Genomic DNA, 24,927 nt, shown 5'->3' on the forward strand with positions numbered 1-24,927 from the left:
CGAAGGAGAGGCGAAGCTGGACTGCCGACTCAAGCCCGGCAGCTAGGGAACCCAGCGGTCAGAGCTTGGTCACCGGCGCGTGGTTGTGCATCAGCTTGACCCGCCCGGAGCTGCCGAAGTCGATCAGCGACATCGCCGACTCCCCCACCCCGGACACTTCCTCCACCCGGCCCAGCCCGTACTTGTCGTGCGACACCCGATCGCCGGCCGCCAGCACCAGCAGCGGCCGGTTGCCCGATCGGCTCGGTGCCGGTCTGGGGGTTCCGAACCGGCCGGCACCACTGACCGGAGCGCTCGGTGAGGCGGTGACGTCGGTACGCCGCCAGTCGATGAGCTCCTGCGGGATCTCCCGCAGGAATCGCGATTCCGGGTTCAACATGGGCTGACCCCACGACGAACGCACCTTGGCCCGGCTCAGGTACAGCCGTTGGCGCGCCCGGGTCAGGCCGACGTAGGCCAGCCGGCGTTCCTCGGACAGCTCGCGAGCATCCCCCAGCGAGCGCATGTGCGGGAACATGCCGTCTTCCCAGCCGACGACGAACACCACCGGGAACTCCAGCCCTTTGGCGGTGTGCAACGTCATCAGGGTGACCATGCCGGACCCGTGCTCGGGGATCTCGTCGGTGTCGGCGATCAGCGACACCCGCTCCAAAAACGCCGCCAGCACTCCGACATCGGGCACGTCCTCCTCCTCGAGGATGCCGTCCTGGTCGGCGAGCGCGTTGGCTCGGTCAATGCTGAATTCGTGTGCGACGCTGACGAGTTCGTTGATGTTGTCCAGGCGGGCCAAATCCTGCGGATCGGTCGAGGCCTCCAGCTCTGTGCGGTAGCCAGTGCGGTCCAGCACCAGCTCCACCAGAGAGCCGAGGTCGTCGTCGCAGGTGTTCAGGTGCGCCCGCAACTCCTCGAGCATCGCCACGAAGGCGGCGATCGCGTTCTGCGAACGGCTGTTGAGCATCGGTACGCCACCCTCGGCGGCGGCAGCCAGCGCGGCGGCGAATCCGGTACCGGTGTTCTCCGCGTGCACCGAGACGCACGCCTCGGCACGGTCGCCGATACCGCGGCGCGGGGTGTTGAGGATGCGCCGCAAGCTCACCGCGTCGCCGGGATTGTCCAGCACTCGCAGGTAGGCGATGATGTCGCGGATCTCTTTGCGCTCGTAGAAGCGCACGCCGCCAACGACTTTGTACGGGATGCCGCTGCGGATGAAGATCTCTTCCAGCGACCGCGACGCGTTATTAGTCCGGTAGAACACCGCGATGTCGCTGTAGTTGACCGCGCCCGCATCGGTCAGCTCATCGATCTCCTGTGCGACGAACCGCGCCTCGTCGTGTTCGTTATCGGCGACGTATCCGACGATCAGCTCGCCGTCACCGGCTTCCGTCCACAGCCGCTTCTCCCGGCGCCCGGAGTTGTAGGCGATCACCGCATTGGCCGCCGAGAGGATGTTCTGCGTGGAGCGGTAGTTCTGTTCCAGCAAGATGGTGGTCGCGTCAGGGTAGTCGCGCTCGAAATCCTCGATGTTGCGGATGGTGGCGCCGCGGAAGGCATAGATCGATTGATCGGCGTCACCGACCACGCACAGTTCCGCCGGGGGGATGTCGTCGGGCTGCCCGCCGTGCCCCGCCAGCTCGCGCACCAGCATGTACTGGGCATGGTTGGTGTCCTGATACTCGTCGACCAGGATGTGCCGGAATCGGCGCCGGTAGTGCTGCGCGATCTCGGGGAACGCCTGCAGAATCGCGACCGTCTCACCGATCAGGTCGTCGAAGTCCAGCGCGTTGGCCGAGCGCAGCCGGCGCTGATACTCGGTGTAGACCGCGGCCACCACCCGGCTCAGGTCATCGGAGCTCTCCGTGAGGTCGGCCAGCGCCCGGTCCGGGTCGATCAGTTCGTTCTTCAGGTTGGAGATCGAATTGGCAAGCAGTCGCGGCGAGTGCCGCTTTACGTCCAGGCCCATGTCTCGGCCGATCATCAGCAGCAGGCGGCGCGAATCGTCGGCGTCATAGATCGAGAAGTTCGAGTTCAGGCCGGGAACCACCGAGGCCTGGTTACGCAGGATCCGCACGCAGGTGGAGTGAAACGTCGACACCCACATCACCCGGGCCCGGGGACCGACGAGGCTCGACACCCGCTCACGCATCTCGGCGGCGGCCTTGTTGGTGAAGGTGATCGCCAGGATCTGGCCCACCGAGACGTCGCGGGCGGCCAGCAGATAGGCGATGCGCCGGGTGAGCACCGCGGTCTTGCCCGAGCCGGCTCCAGCCACGATCAATAGCGGGGAGCCCTCGTGCAGCACGGCCCGCCGCTGCTGCGGATTGAGCCCATCGAGGAGGTGATCGGTCTGCGGAGTCGCGTGCACTGTCATATCGCAACCCAACGTACCGCCGCCCGACGACACTCTTTGCGCTGGCACGGCCCTTAGTGGCAGACTCGTTTCGTGCTCGACATGCAGCGTCGATTTTTCTACGGGTACCGGTCAGCGGTGCCCGTGGTTTAGCTGCAACGCCAAGCCCCGCGGTCCGCTTCGCCGACCCGGGGCTCGTCTGTTGTGTGAGGCCGGATCGCCGATGGGACCAGAAACCACCAACAGCGAGAACCTGGAGTTTTGATCATGTCTGCCCAACCCCAACAGCTGCCCGACATTGACGACCTGCGCCACGAGATCGACCGGCTCGATGCCGAGATCCTGGCCGCGGTGAAGCGCCGCACCGAGATCTCGCAGGAAATCGGCAAGGCCCGGATGGCGTCCGGCGGCACCCGCCTGGTGCACAGCCGCGAGATGAAGGTGCTCGAGCGCTACAGCGAACTCGGCCAGGACGGCAAGGACCTGGCGATGCTGTTGCTGCGGCTCGGCCGCGGCCGGCTCGGCCACTAGGGCGCCGCGCCCGCAGTTGCCGCCGGGCTGATTGGCGCCGACCCGCTGTAACGTCCGGCGCCGCACCGACGACGGCGACCCGCCGCTAATGTCGGGGTATGAGCTCCGTTCCCCAGATCCCGGACATCTCAACCACCCCGGCCTGGAACGCGTTGCGCAAGCATCACGAGCAGATCGGCGACACCCACCTACGCGAGTTCTTCGCCGACGATCCCGAACGCGGCACCCGGTTCACCGCCACCGTCGGTGACCTCTACATCGACTACAGCAAGCACCGCATCACCTCCGAGACCGTGCGTCTGCTGGTCGATCTGGCCCAGACGGCCGGCCTCGAGGACCGGCGCGACGCGATGTTCGCCGGGGTGCACATCAACACCTCCGAGGACCGGGCAGTGCTGCACACCGCTTTGCGGCTGCCGCGCAACGCCGACCTGCACGTCGATGGCCAGGATGTGGTCGCCGACGTGCACGCGGTGCTCGACGCGATGGGCGATTTCACCGACCGATTGCGCAGCGGTGAATGGACCGGCGCCACCGGGAAACGCATCGAGACCGTGGTCAACATCGGTATCGGCGGCTCGGACCTTGGCCCGGTGATGGTGGACCGGGCGTTGCGTCACTACGCCGACGCCGGTATCTCGGCACGTTTCGTCTCCAACGTCGACCCGGCCGACCTGATCGCCAAGCTGGCCGGCTTGGATCCGGCCAGTACGCTTTTCGTCGTCGCCTCCAAGACGTTCTCGACCCTGGAGACGCTGACCAACGCCACCGCGGCCCGTCGCTGGCTTACCGAGGCGCTGGGCGACGCGGCGGTGTCCAAGCACTTCGTGGCGGTCTCCACCAATGCTGCGTTGGTCGAGGAGTTCGGCATCGACACCGCGAACATGTTCGGATTCTGGGACTGGGTCGGCGGGCGGTACTCGGTGGATTCGGCCATCGGGCTGTCGGTGATGGCCGTCATCGGCCGGGAGCGCTTCGCGGAATTCTTGTCCGGCTTCCACATCGTCGACGAGCACTTTCGCACCGCGCCTTTGGAATCCAATGCGCCGGCGCTGCTGGGCCTGATCGGGCTGTGGTACTCCGACTTCTTCGGCGCCCAGTCCCGCGCGGTATTGCCCTACTCCAACGATCTGGATCGCTTCGCCGCCTATCTGCAGCAGCTCACCATGGAGTCCAACGGCAAGTCGACCCGCGCCGACGGCACGCCGGTCAGCACCGACACCGGTGAAATCTATTGGGGCGAGCCGGGAACCAACGGCCAGCACGCGTTCTACCAACTGCTGCACCAGGGCACCCGGCTGATACCGGCCGACTTCATCGGCTTCGCCCAACCCGTCGACGACCTGGCCACCGCGGACGGTACCGGCAGCATGCACGACCTGTTGATGAGCAACTTCTTCGCCCAGACCCAGGTGCTGGCGTTCGGCAAGAGCGCCGAGGAGATCGCCGCCGAGGGCACCCCCGCGGACGTCGTGCCGCACAAGGTGATGCCCGGCAACCGCCCGACGACCTCGATTCTGGCGACCCAGCTCACCCCGTCGGTGCTGGGACAGCTGATCGCGCTCTACGAGCATCAGGTGTTCACCGAGGGTGTGGTGTGGGGCATCGACTCCTTCGACCAGTGGGGCGTGGAGCTGGGCAAGACGCAGGCCAAGGCACTGCTGCCGGTGCTCACCGACGACGCCGCCCCACCGCGCCAGACCGACAGCTCCACCGACGCGCTGGTGCGCCGCTACCGAGCCGAACGCGGCCGGGCTTCGTCGTAATTTGCGCTGCCCGACGGTGGCTAAGTCGGCCGTCGCCCCGCACCCTTGGCCCGCAGGCTGGGCAGCAGCACGTCGTCGACCACAACACGAACCGTTTCCTGCGTCGGAGGCCGATCGGAAACCAGTGCCCGGAACACCAGGTAGCCCGGGAGCAGATCGTAGATCTCCTGGTTGATCACCGAGGCCTCGATCTCACCGCGTGCGACGGCATCGGCCAGCACGGAGTCGATCACAACGTTGCGATGCTGGATGAACTTCTGCTGCATCACCTCCTGCAACGCGGGGCTGTGAGACATCTCGTTCAGCACCGCGCGCATCGTGCGCATCTGTTCCAGCGCTTGCCCACAGGTCCAGCGGCCGATCTCCAGCAGGTCACCACGCAGTGAGCCGGTATTGGGAGCGGCTGCCGACGCACGGGTGCCTTCGATGAACGCCGCGAGCACCAGGTCGGCCTTCGTGGGCCAACGCCGGTACATCGTGGCTTTACTGGCCTTGGCCCTGGTCGCCACCGCCTCGACGGTGAGGCGGTCGTATCCATGCTCCTGCAACAGCTCCAGCGTGATCGCCAACAGCTCGGCCTCCCGCGCACTCCACGGGCACCCCGAGTCATCGCCACGATCCTTGGAAATCGTCGTCTCCTTCCACCCGCACCGCGGTTGTTCCGCGAGAGCAGTGTTTTGCGCAGATGTCAAGCAGGTTGCGATACATCGGCACGGTACCGTACCGTTCCATCTTACGTGACAATTTCTCCGCGTCGCATTCGGCGAGATCGTCAGCGCGGCGTCGAAAGGCTTTGTTTTGAAAAAGTTTTCGGTAACCAAGTTGGTCCGCCGGCAGTGGGTGGCGATCGTGGCGATCGTGGTGGTCGCCCTGGTCGGGTTCAGTGTCGACCGACTGCGCGGCATCTTCGGCTCGAACAACGAGGTGTCGAGGCCCGGCTCAGAGGCTTTGGAGAACACCGGCTACAACCCCAAACAGGTGTTGTTCGAGGTGTTCGGTTCGCCCGGATCCGTGGCCACCATCAACTTTCTGGACATCAACGCCCAGCCCCAGCGCGTCGAAAGCGTCCCGCTGCCGTGGTCGCAGGCGCTGACCACCGACGACCCGACGATGTACGCCGACCTTCGCGCACAGGGCGACGGCAACACCATCGGCTGCCGAATCACCGTCAACGGCATCGTCACGGATGAAAGGTCTACGAACCACGTGAACGGATACATCGCGTGCCTGGACAAGACCGCATGAGTGGCCAGCACACCGACACCGCCCCTGAAGCCCACGAGGGCTCCCTGCCGGCGCGGCTCATCCGGAGGCTGTCCTTACCGATCCTGTTGATCTGGATCGCCATCGCTGCCATTTCGAACACCATCGCACCCCAACTCGAGGTGGTCGGCTGGGAACGCTCGGTCGGGCAGAACGCGCCCGACGCGCCGGGCATTCTCGCGATGCGACACATCGGGCAGGTCTTCGACGAATTCGATTCCGACAGTGCGGCCATGATCGTTCTCGAAGGCGATCAGCCCCTGGGCCCCGAGGCACACGAGTACCACGACGGCCTGGTGAAGAAGCTGCGGGCCGACACCGAGCACGTCGAGCACGTCCAGGACTTCTGGGGTGACCCGCTGACCGCCGGCGGCTCACAGAGCAAAGACGGCAAAGCGGCCCTTACGCAGATCTACCTCCGCGGCAATCAGGGCGAGGCGATGTCGAACGAATCTGTCGACGCCGTGCGCAAGATCGTCGCCGCCACGCCACCCCCACCCGGCGTCAAGGCCTACGTCACCGGCGCGTCGCCGCTGGTGACCGACAACTTCGAGGTCGGCAGCGCCGGCACCAACGAGGTCACCGCCGTCACCTTCCTGGTCATCGGCCTCATGCTGCTGTTCGTCTACCGCTCGGTGCTGACCATGGCGATCGTCCTACTGACGGTCGCCGTCGAGCTCGCGGCGGCCCGCGGTGTGGTTGCGGTCCTCGCCCACGCCGGCGTCATCGGCCTGTCCACCTACGCGACCAATCTCTTGACGCTCTTGGCTATTGCGGCCGGCACCGACTATGCGATCTTCGTCGTCGGCCGCTACCAAGAGGCGCGCGGCAAGGGGATGGACCGGATCGAGGCCTACCACGACATGTGGCGCGGCACCGTCCACGTCATGGTCGGATCGGGGTTGACCATCGCCGGCGCGGTCGCGTGCATGGGCTTCACCCGGCTCCCCTACTTCCAGACCCTCGGAATACCGGCTGCCATCGGTGTTCTGGTGACCTTGGCGGCCGCGCTGACGCTGGGGCCCGCCGTGTTGTTGATAGCCACCCGGTTCGGGCTGATGGAACCGAAGGTCGCTCAACGGACGCGGGGCTGGCGCAAGATCGGCACCGCCATCGTGCGCTGGCCCGGACCGATCCTGGTAGTCACCGGCGCGACCGCACTCATCGGCGTGCTCGCATTGCCCGGCTACCAGACCAGCTACGACAACCGCCCCTACATCCCCGACAGCGCACCCGGCGTCGTCGGGATGGAAGCCGCCGAACGCCACTTCACCGAAGCGCGGATCAATCCCGAATTGGTGATGATCGAAACCGATCACGACATGCGCAACCCGGCAGACATGCTGATTCTCGAACGTGCGGCCAAAGCGATACTCCACACGCCGGGAATCGCGCTGGTGCAGTCCATCACGCGACCGCTCGGAACGCCGATCACGCACAGCTCCATTCCGTTCCAGATCAGCGCGTCGAGTGCGAGCCAGATCATGAACCTCGACTACCAGAAAGACCGGGCCAACGATCTGCTGAAGCAGGCCGGCGAGATCGACAACACGATCGAGGTGCTCCGCCAACAGCTTGCCCTGCAGCAGCAGAGCGCTGCGGTCACCCACGAACAGACCCAGGCGTTTCACGACACCGTCACGACGATGAACGCGCTGCGGGACAAGCTCGCCGATTTCGATGACCAGTTCCGCCCGCTGCGCAATTACTTCTACTGGGAGCCACACTGCTTCGACATTCCGATGTGTTGGGCGCTGCGGTCGGTGTTCGACTCACTGGACGGGATCTCGGAGCTGTCCGAGAAGTTCGGCTCCATCACCGCCAGCCTCGACAACCTCGACGCGCTGCAACCACAACTGGTGGCCCTGTTGCCACCGCAGATCGCGATTCAGGAGCGCAACCGCGACCTGACGCTGTCGAATTTTGCGACGACCGGGGGCATCAACACCCAGAGCGAAGAAGCCCTGAACAACGCCACCGCGATGGGCAAGGCGTTCGACGACGCCAAGAACGATGACACGTTCTACTTGCCGCCGGAGGCCTTCGACAACGCCGACTTCAAGCGCGGCCTCAAGCTGTTCCTGTCACCCGACGGCAAGGCGGCCCGGATGATCGTGACCCATCAGGGCAATCCCGCCAATCCCGAGGCGATTCCGCACATCAACGCCATCAAAGAGTCGGTGTTCGATGCCCTCAAGGCGACGCCGATGTCGGACGCCAAGATCTATGTCGCGGGTATCGGCTCCACCAACAAGGACATCCAGGAGGGGATGAAGTACGACCTGCTGATCTCGGCGTTGGCCGCGGTCGCTCTCATTCTGCTGATCATGGTGATTGTGACGCGCAGCCTCGTCGCCGCCTTCGTCATCGTCGGCACCGTCGTCCTCTCCTTGGGGGCATCGGTGGGTCTGTCAGTCCTGGTGTGGCAGTACATCTTCGGGATTCATCTGTTCTGGGTCGTGGTGCCGCTGGCCATCATCCTGCTGCTGGCGGTGGGAGCGGACTACAACCTGCTGTTGGTGTCGCGATTCAAGGAGGAGATGGACGCGGGCCTCAACACCGCCATCATCCGGTCGATGGGTGGCACCGGTTCGGTCGTCACCGCCGCCGGCCTGGTTTTCTCGGCGACCATGGCAGCCTTCATCTTCAGCCCCCTGGTGATCCTCGGGCAGATCGGTACAACCATCGGTCTGGGCCTGTTGTTCGACACCTTGATCGTGCGGTCGTTCATGACGCCGTCGATCGCGGCGTTGCTGGGCAAGTGGTTCTGGTGGCCGCAGCTGGTGCGCCAGCGTCCGGTTCCCGCGAAGTGGCCCGATCCCGTCCAGCGGCAGCCCGAGGAGGTCCCCGCGTGAAGTATGCAGTCCACCTCGGCATCGCCACGGCAGCCCTGATCGGCGCCGTGACCACCGCCGGTGTCGTCGCCGCCGACGCCACCGACGACTACCCGATACCCAGCCGCATCCTGCGCACCCCCTGTTCGGCCGAACAGATCATGGCCGCAGCCCGCGACGTCGCGCCGGTCTACTACGAGCGCTACATGATCGACTACAACAACAAACCCGCCGCCGACCGGCAAGGCGCCCAAGACCGCATCCACTGGTTCTTCGGCATGGACTACGCCGGCCGCCGCCAATATTCCGAAGACACCGCCACCAACGCCTTTTTCGAAACCATGTCGTGGCGCTGGCCCAACTGGGCCAAGCTGTTCTTCAACAACAAAGGCGTGGCCGCCCGCACCACAGACATCTGCATGAACTACCCGGCAGGCGACATGTCGGTCTGGGACTGGCACCAGAAGCAGCCCTAGGCATTTCCCTCACCCTGAGTTTTTGCCGCCGGGCGTGGATGTCGGCCCTGCTGAAGTGCGACACATGGCATTTCAGCCGGGAAACCTATCGCGGCACGACAAAGATTTCGACGTCCAGGTTTCTTTAAGCTACGCGCCATGCAGATGCCATCGCGTGCTGGGCGGAGCGCCGCACCGGCGTTCGGCCGCCACCGCGGTGCCTTCGCGCGCTTTCTGCACTGTTGTCGCTGACTCTCCCGCCACTTGCTAATTCTCGGTAGTCACTTTCGGTGACCGGTGCCGAACATCTCGGGCATGGGAAGGCCAGCATGCATTCTTCTTTCGGGTTCGCCCGATGACTGTCACGACTCCACTCGAGCCGGCTGCACGAGTCCAAATCCACCCGGAGGCCGCCGACACCACGACGGCCCTTCACGGCGCTTCGAGCCGGTCCGTCATCACGCCGCTTCGCATCGGCGTGACCACACTGTGGCTGTCGGTGATCGTGCTGCTGCCGCTGGTGGCCATCGCCTGGCAAGCCGGCGGTAGGGGCTGGAACGGCTTCCGGCTGGCCGTCACCTCACACGCGGCACTCGAGTCGTTCCGTGTGACGCTGACGATTTCGGTGCTGGTCACCGTGCTCGACGTGGTGTTCGGTCTGGCGACCGCCTGGGTTCTGGTGCGCGACGACTTCGTCGGAAAAGGAGTGATCGATGCGCTTATCGATCTGCCGTTCGCGCTGCCGACCATCGTCACCAGTTTGGTGATGCTCGCCCTCTACGGCAACACCAGTCCGATCGGCATTCACCTGCAGCACACTCCACCCGGGGTGGCGATGGCACTGGCGTTCGTCACGTTGCCGCTGGTGGTCCGTGCCGTCCAGCCGGTGCTGATGGAGATCGACCGGGAAGTCGAGGAGGCGGCCGCGGCCCTCGGCGCGACGCGCCTGGTCACCTTCAGGACGGTCGTGCTGCCGTCGTTGCAGCCCGCGTTGTTGACCGGTGCCGGACTTGCGTTTTCGCGGTGTGTCGCCGAATTCGGCTCGGTCGTGACGATCGGTGGCGCCGTGCCGGGCAAGACCGAGGTGTCGTCGCAGTGGATCCGCTCACTGGTGGAGAACGACGACCACACCAGCGCGGCGGCGATTTCGATCGTGTTGTTGGCGATCTCGTTCGCGGTGTTGATGCTGCTTCGGACCGTGGGTGGGCGTGCGGCCAAGCGCGAGGAGGAGGCCGAGTGACGGCGCGGCTGGAGAAGCGGCACTTGCTGCGCTTCACCGTCTTGACCTATATCGGCGTCATGTTGATCGCTCCGGTGTCGGTGATTCTGTACCGGACGTTTGAGCCCGGGTTGGGCCAGTTTTGGGCCTGGATCAGCACCCCGGCGGCTATCTCGGCGCTGAAGCTGTCGCTGCTCCTGGTGATCATCGTGGTGCCGCTGAACGCATTGTTCGGCGTTTCGACATCGATCCTGCTGGTGCGCAACAAATTCCGGGGCCGATCAACGCTTCAGGCGATCCTGGACCTGCCTTTTGCGGTCTCACCCATCATCGTCGGGGTCGCCCTGATCGCATTGTGGGGGTCATCGGGCGCGCTGGGCTTTGTCGAGAACAACCTGGGATTCAAGATCATCTTCGGGTTGCCCGGGATGGTGCTGGCCAGCATCTTCGTCACCCTGCCGTTTGTGGTGCGCGAGGTCCAGCCGGTGCTCGTGGAGATCGGAATCGAACAGGAGCAGGCCGCCGCCACACTGGGTTCCAATGCGTGGCAGACACTTTGGCGGGTCACGCTGCCGTCGATCCGCTGGGGGCTGACCTACGGCGTGGTATTGACCACGGCGCGCACCCTCGGCGAGTTCGGCGCGGTCATCATGGTGTCTTCGAACCTGCCTGGACACTCGCAGACCCTGACCTTGTTGGTCAACGATCGCTACCATCGCGGGGCCGAGTACGGCGCCTATGCCGTGTCCACGCTGCTGATGGGCGTGGCCGTTGCGTTCTTGATCGCCAAGGCGGTCCTGCTGATCTACCGCAGGCGGGCCAAAGCCCTGGACTGGATGGCCCGCTGACCCGAGCCGGGACCGATCAGGCGAAGCGTTTGGTGCACTGCGGGGGCATGCGGCGCAGCAGCCATACCAGGGGAGCCCATGGCCAGGACGGGACCACGGCCCGGCCGGTTTCACGTTCGATGGCCCGCACCATGGCCTTGACCCCGGACGCGTTGTCCACCATCAACAGGGTGGACGCCGACTTGGCGGTCATCTCCGATTCGATGTAACCCGGTTCCAGCACCGTGACTTTGATAGGGCCGCGCGAGTACTCCGCGCGCAGCGACTCGCCCAGCGATGACACCCCGGCCTTGCTGGCGGCGTACGCCGCCTTGACGCCCGGAACGCCCTTGTTGCCCAATACCGATGAGATCAGTACCAGGTGGCCGCTGCCGGCAGACTTGAATATCTCCAGCGCGGTCTCGATCTGCACCAGCGCAGCGACCAAGTTCGTTTCCACGGTTGCCTTGTTGGCCCACAGCTTGCCGGAGCCGAGCGGGGCACCCTTGCCGATGCCGGCATTGACGATGACCCGGTCGATTCCACCCAACTCGGCGGCGAAGTGGTTGAACACCTTGGGTATTTCGTCGTGGTCATTTACATCGAGCGCAGCCACCGCTACATTGATTTTCGGAAACTTGTCTGTCAGTTCGGCTTTCAGTTCATCAAGTCGGTCCGTCCGGCGCGCGCACAGGGCCAGATCACGTCCCTGCGCAGCGAAAACGCGGGCCATGCCGGCACCCAGTCCTGAACTGGCCCCAGTGATGAGGATTCTCTGACGGGTCACCAGGGCAGCTTAACGGCGGTCGCCGGCTGTCGAAGTCACGTCGAAGATTTAGAAGAATTACTTGAGCAGTCGTGACATCCGACGGTCGGCGAGTACCTTGCCGCCGGTCTGGCAGGTCGGGCAGTACTGAAACGACTTATCGGCGAAAGATATTTCCCGGATCGTGTCGGCGCAGACCGGGCACGGCAGCCCGGTTCGGGCGTGTACCCGCAGACCGGAGCGCTTCTCCCCCTTCAAGGTGGCGGCCTGTTGGCCGACCGAGCGGGTCACCGCATCGGTCAGCACGGCACGGGTGGCCTCGTGCAGTGCGGTCAGCTGAGCTGTCGACAATTTGCCGGCGGTGGCGAATGGCGACAGCCGCGCGGTGTGCAGAATCTCGTCGCTGTAGGCGTTGCCGATCCCAGCGATCACCTTCTGATCGGTCAGGACGGTCTTGATGCGACCGGTATTGCCGGCCAGCAGCCCAGCCAGCTCCTCGGCGTCGATCGCCAGCGCATCGGGACCCAGGGTGGCGATGCCCGGCACCTTCGTCGGGTCGTCGACCAACCAGACCGCCAGTCGCTTCTGGGTGCCGGCTTCGGTCAGATCGAAGCCGGGGGCCTGCCCCGGGACACCCAGGTGCACCCGCAGCGCGATCGGGCCCTTGCCCGGGCGCAGCGGCGCAGCCGCCAGCTGATCCGACCAGCGCAGCCAGCCCGCCCTGGACAGGTGCGCGATCAAGAACAGCTCGCCTGCCTGCAACCCCAGATACTTGCCCCAGCGGTGCGCGCCGGTCACCTGCTCGCCATGCAACGCCGTCGGCGGCGGGTCGAAGGTCTTGAGCACCGACAGTGCCGCCACATCGATCCGGCCGATGGTGCAGCCGACGGCGTGCCGGCGCAGATGATCGGCGAGTGCTTCGACCTCGGGCAGCTCCGGCATGCCCCCGAGTCTGCCCGTTTCGCTGCCGGCGCGCCCGACTCTTTCGGCCCGTGGGCGAGTTGTCAGCCCGTCGCGGCGGCGGGGCTCACCACGACCGAGACCGTGGCGGCACCGGAGTCGGAGGCGATGGCCAGTTCGGCGGCATCGGCCGCCGAGACGACGTGCCCGCCGCTGACGAAGACGTCATAGCCGTCGGGATAGGCGAGCGCCGGCACCGAAATGGTGGTGATGGAACCGGCGGCGAAGCTGCCCGACCCGTTCGCCATCACGGTGGAAAAACTGAAATGCAGTGCGCCGTCGACGACGGACCAGGAGGTCGGGGTGCCGGACACCAGCTGCGGGTACGGCTCGGCCAACAGGCCCAACTTCGCGGCGTCTACGTTGTCGCCCGTCGGTGCCACCGCTGGGTCGTGGACCAGCCACCCGTGGCCGCCGCCGGTGGTGGTGATGTCGCCCCGGTCGCTGTACTCCCACTCGGTCCACCCGATGAAGTTCTGGTCGGCAGCGCCCATGGTGGCGCCGATGGTGTCCAGGTCGGCGCCTGAGCCGAATTCGCTCATGAATGTCGGGATGCCGTGGGTGCTCGCATAGGCCATGGCGTTGTTCACCGCGACGCCGGTCAGTGGTCCGACGTAGCCGAGGTAGTTGTGAAACGAGAACACGGTGTTGGGGTCGTCGACCGTGCCCAAGCTGATCGGGAATGCGATGCCGTTGATGACCTCGGGCTCGAAGAACACTGGGGTGTGCGGGTCGACAGCACGGATCGCGGCGTCCACCTGGTTGTAGAACGGTGTCAGCTCCTGGGTGCCGAAGTGGGGGCTGAACAGGCTCGACAGGGTCTGGAAGCCCGCGGCCGGTTCGTTCATGATGCCGTAGCCGGCCACTCCGGGGTTGCCTTTGAAGTAGTCGGCCACGTGCTCCCACATCAGCGCGTAGTGGTTCAGCAGCCCGGCCTGGTCGGGCGCGGGCGAGTTGGACCAGAACGCATCCCACGCGTGGTTACTCGCGGGGTTGAGGAGGCCGTTGAGCAGGAAGCCGAAGTCGAGGTTGGGCAGAACGCCGTCTTGTGCCGCCCAGTCGGGCGCTCCTTCGCCGGCGAACATGCCGGAGTAGTCGTCCTGGTGCATGTCGAGGATGGCGGTGATGCCGTGGTTGTGCAGGATCTGCACGGTCTGGGCGATCGACGAGAGGTAGGCGTCGTCGAAGATGCCGGGTTGCGGCTCCACGCCGGCCCAGATGACGCCCAGGCGCACCACGTTGAACCCGTTGTCGGCGAGGAAGGCCGCGTCGTCGTCGCCGAATCCGATCGCCGAGGGTTCGTACGGCGCAAGCTTGTACACCTCGTTGAGGCCGTGCAGGATGACGACCTGCCCGTCGGCATTGGTGATCCAGCCTCCTGTGCTGGCCAAAGCCGCCGGGTCCACCGGCCCCCGGGTGGGATCGGCGCCGAAGTGGCCGACCGCGCCGTGGGTGCCTAGCGTGCTGCCGTTGCCGCCCGCTCCACCCAACGCCGGCAAGCCCGTGGCAGGCCCGCCCACGCCGCTGTCGCCACCGTCACCGCCGTGACCGCCGCTGCCCAGCAACCCGGTGCCGTCGCCGCCGTCACCGCCGTGGGAACCATCGGCCCCGCTGCCGCCGTGCCCGCCGGCGCCGCCGATCCCGAACAGCAGCCCGGCCGCCTGGCCGCCCGCCCCGCCGACGCCACCGGTCGCGCCCGACGCGTCACCGCCGGCGCCCCCGGCCCCGCCGACACCCAGCAACACACCGCCCGCTCCGCCGGCACCCCCGCCTGCGCCCGCGCCGCCGGCCCCGCCGATCCCCCCGTTGCCGAGCAATCCCGCCGCTCCTCCGCCGCCGCCGGCGACCTGGGCGGTGGTGCTGTCATAGCCGGCCCCGCCGTCGCCGAACAGCCAGCCGCCCGCATAGCCGTCGACATGCTGCGCGGTGCCGTCGGCTCCGTCGGCAACCATGGGCCCGAGGCCGACCGCTTCGCTGAGCTGGTTCAGCCCGTCAAGCAGCGGGGTGGGAGTCGAACTGTGAATCCAGTTCTCGATGCCGGTGTGCAGTGGGGTGTAGACGTTCTGGTCGAACCATGCGGCCGCGTCAAGTGCGGATGCGTCGCCACCACCCGGCCATCCGAGGTCCGCGAAGGCGGCCTCCCAATGGGCGGAGTCGAAGAAGGCATTCCAGGCCGACGGCGCCCCCAACGCCTCCCAGTCAAGACCGTTGGTCGCTGCGTCGACCAACGGCGCCAGCGCCTGATCGAGCAGCTCGTCGACGACATCGGCGTGCGCTGCCGGCGCCATCATGGCCAGGTCCAGCAGCACCGCGGCCACCGCGGTCACGCCAACGCGAATCATTTCGGACGGCCCCCACCCGCTGAAAAAAATATGAGATTCAGCTAAGGGGAACGTTACTCCGGTCGCATTCACTGTCAACCGGTTCCGCAAGCCGCCGTTCGTTGCGACCATGTTGATCGTGTCGGGAGGGTTGGCGGGGAGGGAAGCCGAAATCCGCGCGATATCGGATTTCCTTGTGCGCATCGGGGACGGCCCGGCGGGGCTGATGCTGGAGGGCGAACCGGGCATCGGCAAGACCACCTTGTTGGTCGACGGCACCGATCAAGCGCTGACACGCGGGTTTCAGGTGTTGTCGGCACGGGGTTCGCCGGCCGAAGTCAGCTATGCCTATTCGGCGGTCGCTGACCTGTTGAGCGGTGTCGATGACGCGGTGCTGGCTCAGTTGCCCGACATGCACCGCCTGGCCCTGGGCCGCGCGCAGCTGGGCGATGTCGCGGACGGCCCGGCTACCGACGAACGCGTGGTCGCCACGGCCTTCTTGTCAGTGGTCGAACACCTCGGCGTCCAGGCACCGGTGTTGCTGGCCATCGATGACGCGCAATGGCTGGATCGCTCCAGCAAGGCGGTGATCAGCTATGCCGCCCGCCGACTCAGTGGACGAGCCGGACTGCTGGCCAGTATCCGCATCGGGGAACCGGACTCGCTCGATATGCGGTCGCGGCTGCAGTTCCGCCGTCCGGAGGCCCTGACCCGACTGCGCATCCGGCCGTTGCCCCTGGGCGGCTTGCATGCCCTGATCGCCGCGCGATTGGGCCACACGCTGCCGCGGCCGACGATCACCCGCATTCACGACATCTCCGGCGGTAACCCGTTCTTCGCCCTCGAACTCGCGGCCCGTACGGCAACCGGCGAATCCGATTCCATCGTCGACCTGCCGGACAGTCTGTCGGCGTTGGTGCGCGGTCGAATCGGGGACGCCGACGATGAGGAGACCACGGTACTGCTGGCCGCGGCATGCACAGCGGCGCCCACCGTCGAATTGATCGCCCAAGGAGCCGGCTTCACCGCGGCCCGCGTCGTCGAGCTGCTGGACTCGGTGGCAAGTCGCGCCATCGTCGGGTTGGACGGGAATCGGGTGCGGTTCACCCACCCGCTGTTCGCCACCGGCGTCTACACCGGCGCCCCGCCCGCACGTCGGCGGGCGATGCATCGCCGGCTCGCCGACGTCATCGATCAGCCCGAGATCAAGGCACGCCATCTGGCCCTGTCCGTGGTCAGCGGTGACCAACTCACGCTGTCGGCGCTCGACGCGGCCGCCGAGTCCACCTCCGCGCGAGGCGCACCGGCGGTCGCCGCCGAATTGATCGAGCTGGCAATCAAATTAGGCGGCGACACCCCGCAGCGACGCATCCGCGCCGGAGAGCTGCAGTTCCGCGCGGGATCGCTGATTGCAGCACGCCGACATCTGCAGACGAGCTTGCAGGACGCGCCCCCGGGGGTGCTGCGTTCGATGGCACTGATGTGGCTGGGCGCGGTGCTCGGATACGACGACGACACGGTGGGCTCTGCGGAGACGATGGCCGCAGCGGCCGACGAGGCCGGCGACAACGCCGCGCTGCGACTGCTGTGCCTGCTTCGGATGATTCTGCCGCTGGCCATGCTCGACCGCCTCGACGATGCCGTCGCACGGGCACAGGAGGCCGTTGGCCTCGCCGACCAGCTCGGCGTGCCGAACCTGCGGAGCCAGGCGTTGTCGATCTTGGTTTTCACCAGGTTCGCGCGCGGCCTCGGCGAGGATCGCGACGCTCTGCGGCTGGCGCTGGAACTGGAAGATCCGCACGGTGGCGCCACCACCTGGTTTCGGGCCAGTGGCGTGGCGGCGATGATGCCCGCCTACAGCGGTGACCTTGGCCGTGCACTGACCCAGATGCGCGCATTTCAGCAGCAACTTCGGGTCGGCGGCACCGAGGTGGACATTCTCTGGGCGGCCGTTCGGATATCCATGATCACGCTGTGGGCGGGCCGCTATCAGGAGGCCGATGCTGCGGCACGCGAGGCGGTGGAACGCGCCGAGCAGATGAATGCGCGGCTGGCGTTGGTCACTGCCTGGACGGTCCAGGCCGCTGTCGCGGCATACACCGGCCGCGAAGCCGAAGCCCGCGGTGCGGCGGCGGGTGCGATCGATACCGCCGGTCGGATCGGGGCTCCGCTGTTGGCCAAAGAACCCGCTGCGGTCCTGGGTTTCCTCGAGGTCTCGCTCGAGAACTATCCGGCGGCGCTGGCGGCACTACGGCCCCTGTTGGACGGATTCCGCACCGCCCCCAGCTGCGACGTTCAGGGCGGCGGATATCTCCCCGACGCCATCGAAGCACTGACCGCTCTGGGTCACCTCGAGGACGCCGCGTATCTGGTCGACACGCTCGAGCAGCATGGCGACACCCATGGTTGGCCGTGGACGCTGGCCGTGGCGGCACGCGGGCGCGCCCAGGTGTTGACGGCCCGCGGCGAATTCCCGGCCGCGATCGAGGCCCTCGATCGGGCGATGACACACCATGCCCGGCTGCCGATGCCGTTCGAGCAAGCCCGCACCCAGTTGCTGCTGGGCACGGTGCAGCGCCGCCGGCGACGCCACTCCAGTGCAACGGCAAGCCTGGGTGCGGCGCTGAAGACCTTTCACCAGCTCGGCGCGCCGCTGTGGGCCGCGCGAGCACAAGCCGAACTGGGCCGCATCGACCAGATCCACGGCGACCGCGCGACTTTGACCGCCGCCGAGCACCGGGTGGCGGTACTTGCGTCGGAAGGCATGTCCAACAAGCAGATCGCCGCGCAGCTGTACATCTCGGCCAAGACCGTCGAAATGAATCTGAGCCGGGTCTACCGCAAACTGGGCATCCGGTCGCGAGCCGGGTTGTCCGCGGCATTGCCCGGCGCCCACGCCGCCGACGATGACTGATCGCCGCGACTGACCTACCTGGCGATGCGGCCGGCGACCAGCGACAAGACCCAGCCCACCAGCGACAAGACGATCGCGGCCCAGATCGCGTCCCACCAGAAGTCGGCGATGTAGAGGCCCCAGTGCTTGGCGGTCTTGTCGGTGATCCACGCGGTGATCCACAGCATCAGTGCGTTGATCACGATGTGGAACAGGCCCAGGGTGAGGATGTACAGCGGTATCGACAGCAACTGCACCACCGGTTTGATGAAGGCATTCACCAGCCCGAAGATCAAAGCGATGACGAAGATGATGCCCACCCGTTGCAGCGTGGTGTCACCGCCGACGATCTCGACCCCCGGAACGATCTGAGTGACGATCCACAAGGCGAGCCCGGTCAGCGCGGCGCGGAGCAGGAAGGGTCCCATGCGCAGATCTTGCCACGGCGCAAACGACGAAAACCCGACTTTGTCAATTGCGTCGGGCGGGAAACCCGAGACAATCCAAGCCCGCTAGAGCCAGCTCCCAGCAGCTCCAACCCGGGCCTGCACCCCAGCAGTGATCCGGTCGACCTGCCATCCGGCTTGACGGCAAGCCGTCACAACCGCGTCAGAAGAGTCGGCAGCGACCACCCCGAACAAGGTCTCGTCGCGCGGCGAGGTCAACGCAACCACCAGCCTCCCGCGCACGTCGGCCGCGGCGGACGCCAGCCGGTCGATCACCGCGTCGACGGTTGCTTCGGCCAGGTCCGGTTGGTACCACTCCACCAAGAAACACTGACGCGCCGATCCGCTGTCGCCCATGCGCCCGACGCTAACCAAACCCGTGCCGCAGCGAATCAGGGTTTTCCCTGGACATCTCCGGGATTGAGCGCCGCAAACAGCCCGGCGCGCGAGCGGATGCCCAACTTGCGATACACGGTGCTCAGCGTCATTTCCACGGTCTTTTCGGCGATGAACAGCTCCGCGGCGATCTGCTTGTTCGACAACCCCGCCGCCGCGTGTTCGGCAACCCGCCGTTCGGCCGAGGTAAGTCCCGTGCCGGGGACCGCCGCAGTCATCCGGTCCAGCTCGGCACGAGCACGTCGGGCCCACAATGGCGCGCCCAGCCTTTCGAAGGTGGCCAGCGCCGTATTCAAGCTCGCCTGAGCGTCCTGTTTGCGCCGGCGACGCCGCTGAACCTGACCCAACAACAACTGCGTGCGCGCTGTCTCGAACGGCATCGGCAACCGCCCATGGTGCACCAGTGCCTCCAGCGCGGTCCGCTCGGCGGCGTCGAGTTCACCACGCGCAGCCAGCCAGTGGCTGCGCCCGCGGGCGCCCACCGCCAGCATCCACGGCCGGTCAAGCCGCGCGCCGTTGGTCTCCAGCGCAACGATCAGCGGTTCGGCCTCGTCGAGGCGTCCCAACGCGACGAGCGCCTCGACGGCGTCGGGCAGGTAGGCGCCGACCATCATCTCGGTGTCGTGGTCCGGATCGAACGCGGCCAACAAGGGCGCCAGCGTCGTGATCGCTGCCGTGTGGTCGCCCAACGACACGTCGATGAAGCCCAAGGTGGCTGTTGCCGCTTGCCGGTGCAGCACATCTCCGCTGAGGCGGGACGCGTCGATGACAGCGCCCGCTGCGCAGCGGGCAACGTCGACGGCTCCGGTGTAGGCGGCCACCGCGGCACGCCGTGCCCGCGCGCATACCAACACCATCTCAGCGCCCATCTGCTCGGCACGTTGCATGGCCTCGTCGGCGATCTCACCCGCCGCCGCAAAGTGCCCCAGCCAGAGTTCGACCATCGTGGCGTAGTCGGCCATCCAGAGGATGTCGGTCTCGGTCCCGCCTTCGAGAAGCCGGTGCCGGACGCTACGGATCTGGCGCGGCGCATCAATGAGTTCCCCCGCCCAGGAACGAATCACCGGCGCGACAGTGCTGGCCCGGTAGGTCGCGGCCGCGCCGCCGTCCGGATCCTCCAGATCCAACGCCAGTTGCAAAGTGGGCGGATCAATTCCAAGCCCATGCCAAAAGCGGACCACGGCCTGAATCGTCAACGCCTGGCTGTGTAATCCGGGGATACCAAGCTGATCGGCTTGCGCCACGGCGACGCGCGCGAGGTCGACCGATTCCCGACCGTTCCCGATCACCCTCGCCAGCGGCACCAGCAGGAGTCTGGCCTGAAGCTGCAGCACCGGATTGTCGGCGGATTGGTCGATGGCCTGCGCGAGCAGTTCGGCTGCGGCCACCAAACTCCCGTCGTAGCCGGTGACCGCGGCAAGGGCGATCATCGCCGTACAGCGCAGCCCGGGCGGCGACGACGACCCGTCCAAGATCCATTGCAGATGGGCACGGGTAGGCGCGATAGCTCCGGCGCGAAAGTGCTGTTCGGCAGCGGCCATCCGCCGCAACGGGGTATCACCCCCCAGATTGATCGCGAGTTCGATCAGCTCTGCCGCTACCGCGGGGGCGCCGCGCGCCCGGGTGACTTCGGCGGCCTCATCGAGCGCTTGCAATACCTGCGGGTCGGCGCTGGTGGCCGCCAACGCCAGGTGACGCGCGGTCAGCTCAGCCTCTTCGACAGTCTCGGCAAGGCGACGGTGCATTGCCCGGCGCGCGGCCGGCCCGGCAGCACTGTAGACGCCAGTGGCGAACAGCGGATGGTGAAACCGGATCCGGCTGCCGTCGATCTCGACCACCCCGTTGGCCTGCTGGGATTCGACCAGCTCGACGACGCGATCGGCGTTGATTCCGGTGGCGAGGCTCACCCGTTCGACAGTGGGCGACGCGGCGCACGCCGCAGCCAGCAGCACGGCGGCGACGTCGTCGTCCTCGGAACAGCCGATCTGATGGCCCACCAGCGCGGCAAGGGCTTCGGGGAGCTCGACCGCGGCCCGGGCGGGATCCTCGGCGATGAACCTTGCCAGTTCGAGAGCGAAAAACGGGTTGCCGCCTGATATTTCATAGATCCGGGTGATCGAAGGGCGGGGCAACGTGTGCCCCAGCCGGGCGGAAATCAGAGCATGCACGCCGCCCAGGGTCAGCGGAGCGATCCGCAGCCGCGCCACCGCCCCGGGCCGTGCCGAACTCAGCCAACTCATGTCGGCAGCGCCCATGGCGCCGGTTCGAACCGCGAGCAACAGGCCGACCCGTCCGCTGAGCCGTCGTTGGGCGAACCCGATCACCATCTGACTCGACATGTCCAGCCACTGGACGTCGTCGACACACAACAGCACCGGCGCGACCGAACTCAACCGGCGAAGAACCGCCAGGAACGCGGTGGCAACCATCCGCTCATCGCTGCCCGGCCCGTCACCACCGCCGAGCATGATCCGATCCACTGCCGCGCGCTGTTCGTCGGGCAACTGTGCCAGCGTCTCCGCGTGGACACCACCGAGCAGGTCCGCCACCGCGGCGTAGGCGTAGCGGACCTCGGTCGGAGCGCCCGCGGCCGAGAGCACCTGGTAACCCCGCGCGGCCGCGGCCGCGGCCGCCTCCCACAGCAGCGTGGACTTTCCGATGCCCGCTTCGCCTTCGAGCAGCAGAGTGGCGGGCTCGGTCAAGGCCGCGTCGAGGAAGGCGCACACGGCTGACGCCTCAGCTCTTCGGTCCGCCAGACCTGGTCGCATGGCCACAATTGTGGCAGCCGAGGGCACCCTCGGTCATGGTTGCGCCGCGGTCTCGACGGCACCGATTCAGCGGGGATACCGCCCAGCCAGATGGTGTGACGGGCCTCACACAAAGAACCGCAGGTATCCGGTACCGTCGGTATTGACATGTCTTGTCGCGACTCTTAGTTTTTACAGGTCCGAGCGAGAAGGGATTCCGTCATGACCACTGCGGTGCGGCCGAGCGAACCGACCCGGGAGGAATTTGCCGAGCGTCTGCTGAAGGGCTCGGTGAAGAAGTCCTATGCACCGGTCGTCGACATCGACTGGAACGCCCCGCTGGAGGACGACAAGTTCTTCCTGCCGCCGCGGATGTGCACGCTCTACGGGACCGGTCTGTGGGAAGCCATGACCCGCGAACAGCAGATCGAGATGTCGCGCCAGGAGCTGGTCAACGTCCTGTCGGCGGGCATCTGGTTCGAGAACATCCTCAACCAGGCGCTGCTGCGCGACATGATGCACAAGAACCCCACCGCGCGCACCACGCACTACTCGCTGACCGAACTGGGCGACGAGACCCGCCACATGCTGATGTTCGGTAAGACCATCGATCGGATCGGCGGCGTACCGGTGCGCCCGCGACTGCACCAGCGCATCGTTATCAACGCGCTTCCCTTCCTGTTCCGCGGCAGCATCTTGTGGGGAGCGGCGCTGGTCGGCGAGGAGATCTTCGACTCGCTGCAGCGCCAGATCCTCGACGATCCGGACCTGCAGCCGATCGTGCGACGCGTGATGCGCATCCATGTCACCGAAGAAGCCCGCCACATTCAGTACGCCCGCGACGGTCTGCGACGCAGCGTGCCGGCGATGCCCCGCTACCGCCGTGCCCTGCTGGCCAACCTGCAGGGGGTCGGCGGACCGTTCTACCGCCACCTGTTCACCCTGCCGGTCGTCTACAGCCGAGTCGGGCTCGACGGCCGCGAAGCGCGCCGGGTGGCGCGAGCCAACCCGCACTTCCATGCCGCTTCCCGCTCGTCGTTCGCACCGCTGGCCGCGTTCTTCACCGAAATCGGACTGATGGGTGGGCTGGCCCGACGGATGTGGCGGCGGGCCGGATTCCTGTGAGCCGCAACGGCGTCCTGGACGTGGTGGTGCTGGGCGACCCGGCGCACCTGCACGGGTTGGTCGATGTTGCCCGCGCCGTCGACGCGACGAACGTGTCCACCCGATTCGACAGCGGCAACGACACCTGGACGGTGACCACTGCCGACGGCGAGGAGCTGATCGCCCGCATGTTGATCAGCACGGCCGCCTCAACCGACGACGTCGTCGCCAGGCATGGCGCCCCCAACCGATTCCAGATTCCCGGCCCGCACACCCGCAGGCAGGCCCGGTATGTGGCCCGGCTCATCGATGCCCTACGGCGAAGCGGAGCCAGCCGGATCGAGTCCCACTCGCCGCGGCTGCGGGTGCACCCGCTGCTGCCGACCCGGGGAATCTCCCGGTTCTACCTCACCGGCTGCGGAGGCGTGGACTTAGAAAACGCCGAAACCTATGACGGGCCGGCGGTTCTCAGCCACAACGGCGAGGACTACCCGACACGAGTGCGCCTGACCGGCCACTTCGATCCGATCGATGGCCAATACCATTGGCAGGGAATGTTTTTCAACGAATTGCCGGGAGCGGGCGTCACCGGTTCGAAGGTCAGCATCCGGATTGGCGAGCACACCGCCGAAGGTCGCGTCGCGGAGCGGACGCCGTGGGGCACGCTGACCGTGATCGGAGCCGCCGGATATCCGCCGTTTCCCCTGGAGGACGTCGAGATCGCGATGCCGCCGCGCATCTGACGCAGTCCCCCACTCAGTCCGGGCCGGGCGAGTCTGCTATGCAGAGAACAGCGCCCCATCACCCAAAGACCGAGGAGACGACGTGCGGTTCACCTACGCCGAAGCGATGACCGACCCGAGCTACTACATTCCGCTCGCCAAGGCCGCCGAGGCCGCCGGGTACCACAGCATGACGATCCCCGACAGCATCGCCTACCCGTTCGAATCGGACTCGAAATACCCGTACACCCCCGACGGCAACCGGGAATTCCTCGACGGCAAGGCCTTCATCGAGACCTTCGTCTTGATCGCCGCGCTGGGCGCGGTCACCAGCACGCTGCGGTTCACCCCGTTTGTCGTCAAGCTGCCGATCCGCCCGCCGGCCTTGGTCGCCAAGCAGGCCGGGTCGCTGGCCGCGATGATCAACAACCGGCTGGGCCTGGGCGTGGGCACCAGCCCGTGGCCGGAGGACTACGAGTTGATGGGGGTGCCGTTCGCCCGGCGCGGCAAGCGGATGGACGAGTGCATCGAGATCATCCAGGGGCTCACCACCGGCGACTACTTCGAGTTCCACGGCGAGTTCTACGACATCCCCAAGACGAAGATGGCCCCGGCTCCGTCGCAGCCGATCCCGATCCTGATCGGCGGCCACGCCGAAGCCGCGCTGCGCCGCGCGGCCCGGCACGACGGCTGGATGCACGGCGGTGGCGACCCGGCCGAGCTGGACGGGCTGATCACTCGGCTGAAACAGCTCCGAGAAGAGGAGGGCCGCGCCGACGATCCCTTCGAAATCCACGTGATCTCGGTTGACGGCTTCACCCTCGACGGCATCAAACGGCTCGAGGACAAGGGCGTCACCGACGTCATCGTTGGATTCCGGGTGCCCTACATCGTCGGATCCGACACCGAGCCGTTGGACACCAAGATCCGCAACCTGGAGCGGTTCGCCGAGCACGTGATCGCCAAGGCGGGGTGACGGCGGTCACGTCTTCGCCCGCACGTGTGCACGCTCACCGTTTTGCCCGGCCGAATCGGGATACATTTCGTCGCCGCCGGCGTTGATCGATACGTGCACTGACCGCCCACCCACCGCGGTCGGGTACTGCAGTTCTCGTTGCGTGACCTGCAGGGGGTATTCACATGAAGAAATACACGTACCTACCGCTCGATCCGCGAGCCGGTCATGTCGACCGCCAGCGGGTGATCCACCTGCTTCGCGCCGCAGCCGCTGAGGCCGGGCAGAGCGATGCCCGGCGTCAGTGGATTCGCGCCGCGACCCAATGCTGATCGGGCCGACGAAATAGTTGTCGTAGCGAACTATCGCGCGATT

Annotated in this window: 20 protein-coding genes and 1 pseudogene; 12 read left to right on the forward strand and 9 right to left on the reverse strand. The window is 66.5% G+C overall.

The features are described from left to right. Positions 1-58: 58 nt before the first annotated feature. Positions 59-2,368: a DNA helicase PcrA gene (pcrA, locus tag ACJH71_RS00425; protein ID WP_406756080.1), complete on the reverse strand. Its 2,310-nt coding sequence runs from the start codon at positions 2,366-2,368 to the stop codon at positions 59-61. Between the two features lie 246 nt (positions 2,369-2,614). Here pcrA and ACJH71_RS00430 point away from each other — a divergent pair, with 246 nt between their 5' ends. Further along, the gene (locus ACJH71_RS00430) at positions 2,615-2,878 is read left to right on the forward strand and encodes a chorismate mutase (protein ID WP_406756081.1); all 264 of its coding nucleotides are present in this window, start codon (positions 2,615-2,617) and stop codon (positions 2,876-2,878) included. A 98-nt stretch (positions 2,879-2,976) separates the two neighbouring features. Next, positions 2,977-4,644, forward strand: a complete 1,668-nt coding sequence (gene pgi, locus ACJH71_RS00435; protein WP_406756082.1) for a glucose-6-phosphate isomerase — start codon at positions 2,977-2,979, stop codon at positions 4,642-4,644. Between the two features lie 20 nt (positions 4,645-4,664). Here the strand turns inward: pgi and ACJH71_RS00440 are convergent, their stop codons facing one another. After that, complete coding sequence (locus tag ACJH71_RS00440; RefSeq protein ID WP_406756556.1) at positions 4,665-5,273, reverse strand: TetR/AcrR family transcriptional regulator; 609 nt, start codon at positions 5,271-5,273, stop codon at positions 4,665-4,667. Positions 5,274-5,442: 169 nt separating this feature from the next. Between ACJH71_RS00440 and ACJH71_RS00445 the strand changes: the two genes are divergently transcribed. The 5 genes from ACJH71_RS00445 (at position 5,443) to cysW (ending at position 11,263) form a co-directional block, all read left to right on the forward strand. After that, complete coding sequence (locus ACJH71_RS00445) at positions 5,443-5,889, forward strand: MmpS family transport accessory protein (protein WP_406756083.1); 447 nt, start codon at positions 5,443-5,445, stop codon at positions 5,887-5,889. Further along, positions 5,886-8,762 (forward strand): RND family transporter, encoded by a 2,877-nt coding sequence (locus ACJH71_RS00450; RefSeq protein ID WP_406756084.1) that lies wholly within the window; start codon positions 5,886-5,888, stop codon positions 8,760-8,762. The genes ACJH71_RS00445 and ACJH71_RS00450 overlap by 4 nt, the downstream gene beginning before the upstream one ends. Beyond that, positions 8,759-9,217: a DUF5078 domain-containing protein gene (locus tag ACJH71_RS00455; RefSeq protein WP_406756085.1), complete on the forward strand. Its 459-nt coding sequence runs from the start codon at positions 8,759-8,761 to the stop codon at positions 9,215-9,217. Before ACJH71_RS00450 ends, ACJH71_RS00455 begins: the two co-directional genes overlap by 4 nt. A gap of 334 nt (positions 9,218-9,551) precedes the next feature. After that, on the forward strand, positions 9,552-10,436 hold the full coding sequence (gene cysT / locus ACJH71_RS00460; RefSeq protein WP_406756086.1) for a sulfate ABC transporter permease subunit CysT: 885 nt from the start codon (positions 9,552-9,554) through the stop codon (positions 10,434-10,436). Continuing rightward, positions 10,433-11,263 (forward strand): sulfate ABC transporter permease subunit CysW, encoded by an 831-nt coding sequence (gene cysW, locus ACJH71_RS00465; protein ID WP_406756087.1) that lies wholly within the window; start codon positions 10,433-10,435, stop codon positions 11,261-11,263. The genes cysT and cysW overlap by 4 nt, the downstream gene beginning before the upstream one ends. Positions 11,264-11,279: 16 nt before the next feature. On the opposite strand, the gene ACJH71_RS00470 is transcribed toward cysW, so the two are convergent. From ACJH71_RS00470 to ACJH71_RS00485, 4 genes and pseudogenes are all read right to left on the reverse strand, one after another. Further along, positions 11,280-12,029: an SDR family oxidoreductase gene (locus ACJH71_RS00470; protein ID WP_406756088.1), complete on the reverse strand. Its 750-nt coding sequence runs from the start codon at positions 12,027-12,029 to the stop codon at positions 11,280-11,282. Positions 12,030-12,086: 57 nt separating this feature from the next. After that, positions 12,087-12,554, reverse strand: a complete 468-nt coding sequence (locus ACJH71_RS00475) for a zinc finger domain-containing protein (protein ID WP_406756557.1) — start codon at positions 12,552-12,554, stop codon at positions 12,087-12,089. Between the two features lie 153 nt (positions 12,555-12,707). Next, positions 12,708-12,950: pseudogene (locus tag ACJH71_RS00480) on the reverse strand (DNA-formamidopyrimidine glycosylase family protein); the annotation flags it as partial. 62 nt (positions 12,951-13,012) lie between these two features. Next, positions 13,013-15,310: a cellulase family glycosylhydrolase gene (locus tag ACJH71_RS00485; protein ID WP_406756089.1), complete on the reverse strand. Its 2,298-nt coding sequence runs from the start codon at positions 15,308-15,310 to the stop codon at positions 13,013-13,015. A 109-nt stretch (positions 15,311-15,419) separates the two neighbouring features. Between ACJH71_RS00485 and ACJH71_RS00490 the strand changes: the two genes are divergently transcribed. Next, positions 15,420-18,203: an AAA family ATPase gene (locus ACJH71_RS00490; protein ID WP_406756090.1), complete on the forward strand. Its 2,784-nt coding sequence runs from the start codon at positions 15,420-15,422 to the stop codon at positions 18,201-18,203. A 14-nt stretch (positions 18,204-18,217) separates the two neighbouring features. Here the strand turns inward: ACJH71_RS00490 and ACJH71_RS00495 are convergent, their stop codons facing one another. The 3 genes from ACJH71_RS00495 to ACJH71_RS00505 all read right to left on the reverse strand — a co-directional run bounded on the left by ACJH71_RS00495 (position 18,218) and on the right by ACJH71_RS00505 (position 21,792). Then, entirely contained in the window at positions 18,218-18,610 is a 393-nt protein-coding gene (locus ACJH71_RS00495) for a phage holin family protein (protein WP_406756091.1), read from the reverse strand. An 84-nt stretch (positions 18,611-18,694) separates the two neighbouring features. Continuing rightward, entirely contained in the window at positions 18,695-18,985 is a 291-nt protein-coding gene (locus tag ACJH71_RS00500; protein ID WP_406756092.1) for a hypothetical protein, read from the reverse strand. Between the two features lie 35 nt (positions 18,986-19,020). Further along, positions 19,021-21,792, reverse strand: a complete 2,772-nt coding sequence (locus tag ACJH71_RS00505; protein WP_406756093.1) for an AAA family ATPase — start codon at positions 21,790-21,792, stop codon at positions 19,021-19,023. 201 nt (positions 21,793-21,993) lie between these two features. Here ACJH71_RS00505 and ACJH71_RS00510 point away from each other — a divergent pair, with 201 nt between their 5' ends. The 4 genes from ACJH71_RS00510 (at position 21,994) to ACJH71_RS00525 (ending at position 24,884) form a co-directional block, all read left to right on the forward strand. Next, a complete protein-coding gene (locus ACJH71_RS00510) occupies positions 21,994-22,896 on the forward strand; it encodes a diiron oxygenase (RefSeq protein WP_406756094.1) in 903 nt (300 codons plus the stop codon). Beyond that, a complete protein-coding gene (locus ACJH71_RS00515) occupies positions 22,893-23,618 on the forward strand; it encodes a DUF4873 domain-containing protein (RefSeq protein ID WP_406756095.1) in 726 nt (241 codons plus the stop codon). The genes ACJH71_RS00510 and ACJH71_RS00515 overlap by 4 nt, the downstream gene beginning before the upstream one ends. Positions 23,619-23,700: 82 nt before the next feature. Beyond that, complete coding sequence (locus ACJH71_RS00520; protein WP_406756096.1) at positions 23,701-24,573, forward strand: TIGR03619 family F420-dependent LLM class oxidoreductase; 873 nt, start codon at positions 23,701-23,703, stop codon at positions 24,571-24,573. 164 nt (positions 24,574-24,737) lie between these two features. Continuing rightward, positions 24,738-24,884 (forward strand): hypothetical protein, encoded by a 147-nt coding sequence (locus ACJH71_RS00525; protein WP_406756097.1) that lies wholly within the window; start codon positions 24,738-24,740, stop codon positions 24,882-24,884. Positions 24,885-24,927 lie beyond the last annotated feature (43 nt).

It is taken from the genome of Mycobacterium sp. SMC-15, from assembly GCF_045310925.1.
GTDB lineage: Bacteria > Actinomycetota > Actinomycetes > Mycobacteriales > Mycobacteriaceae > Mycobacterium.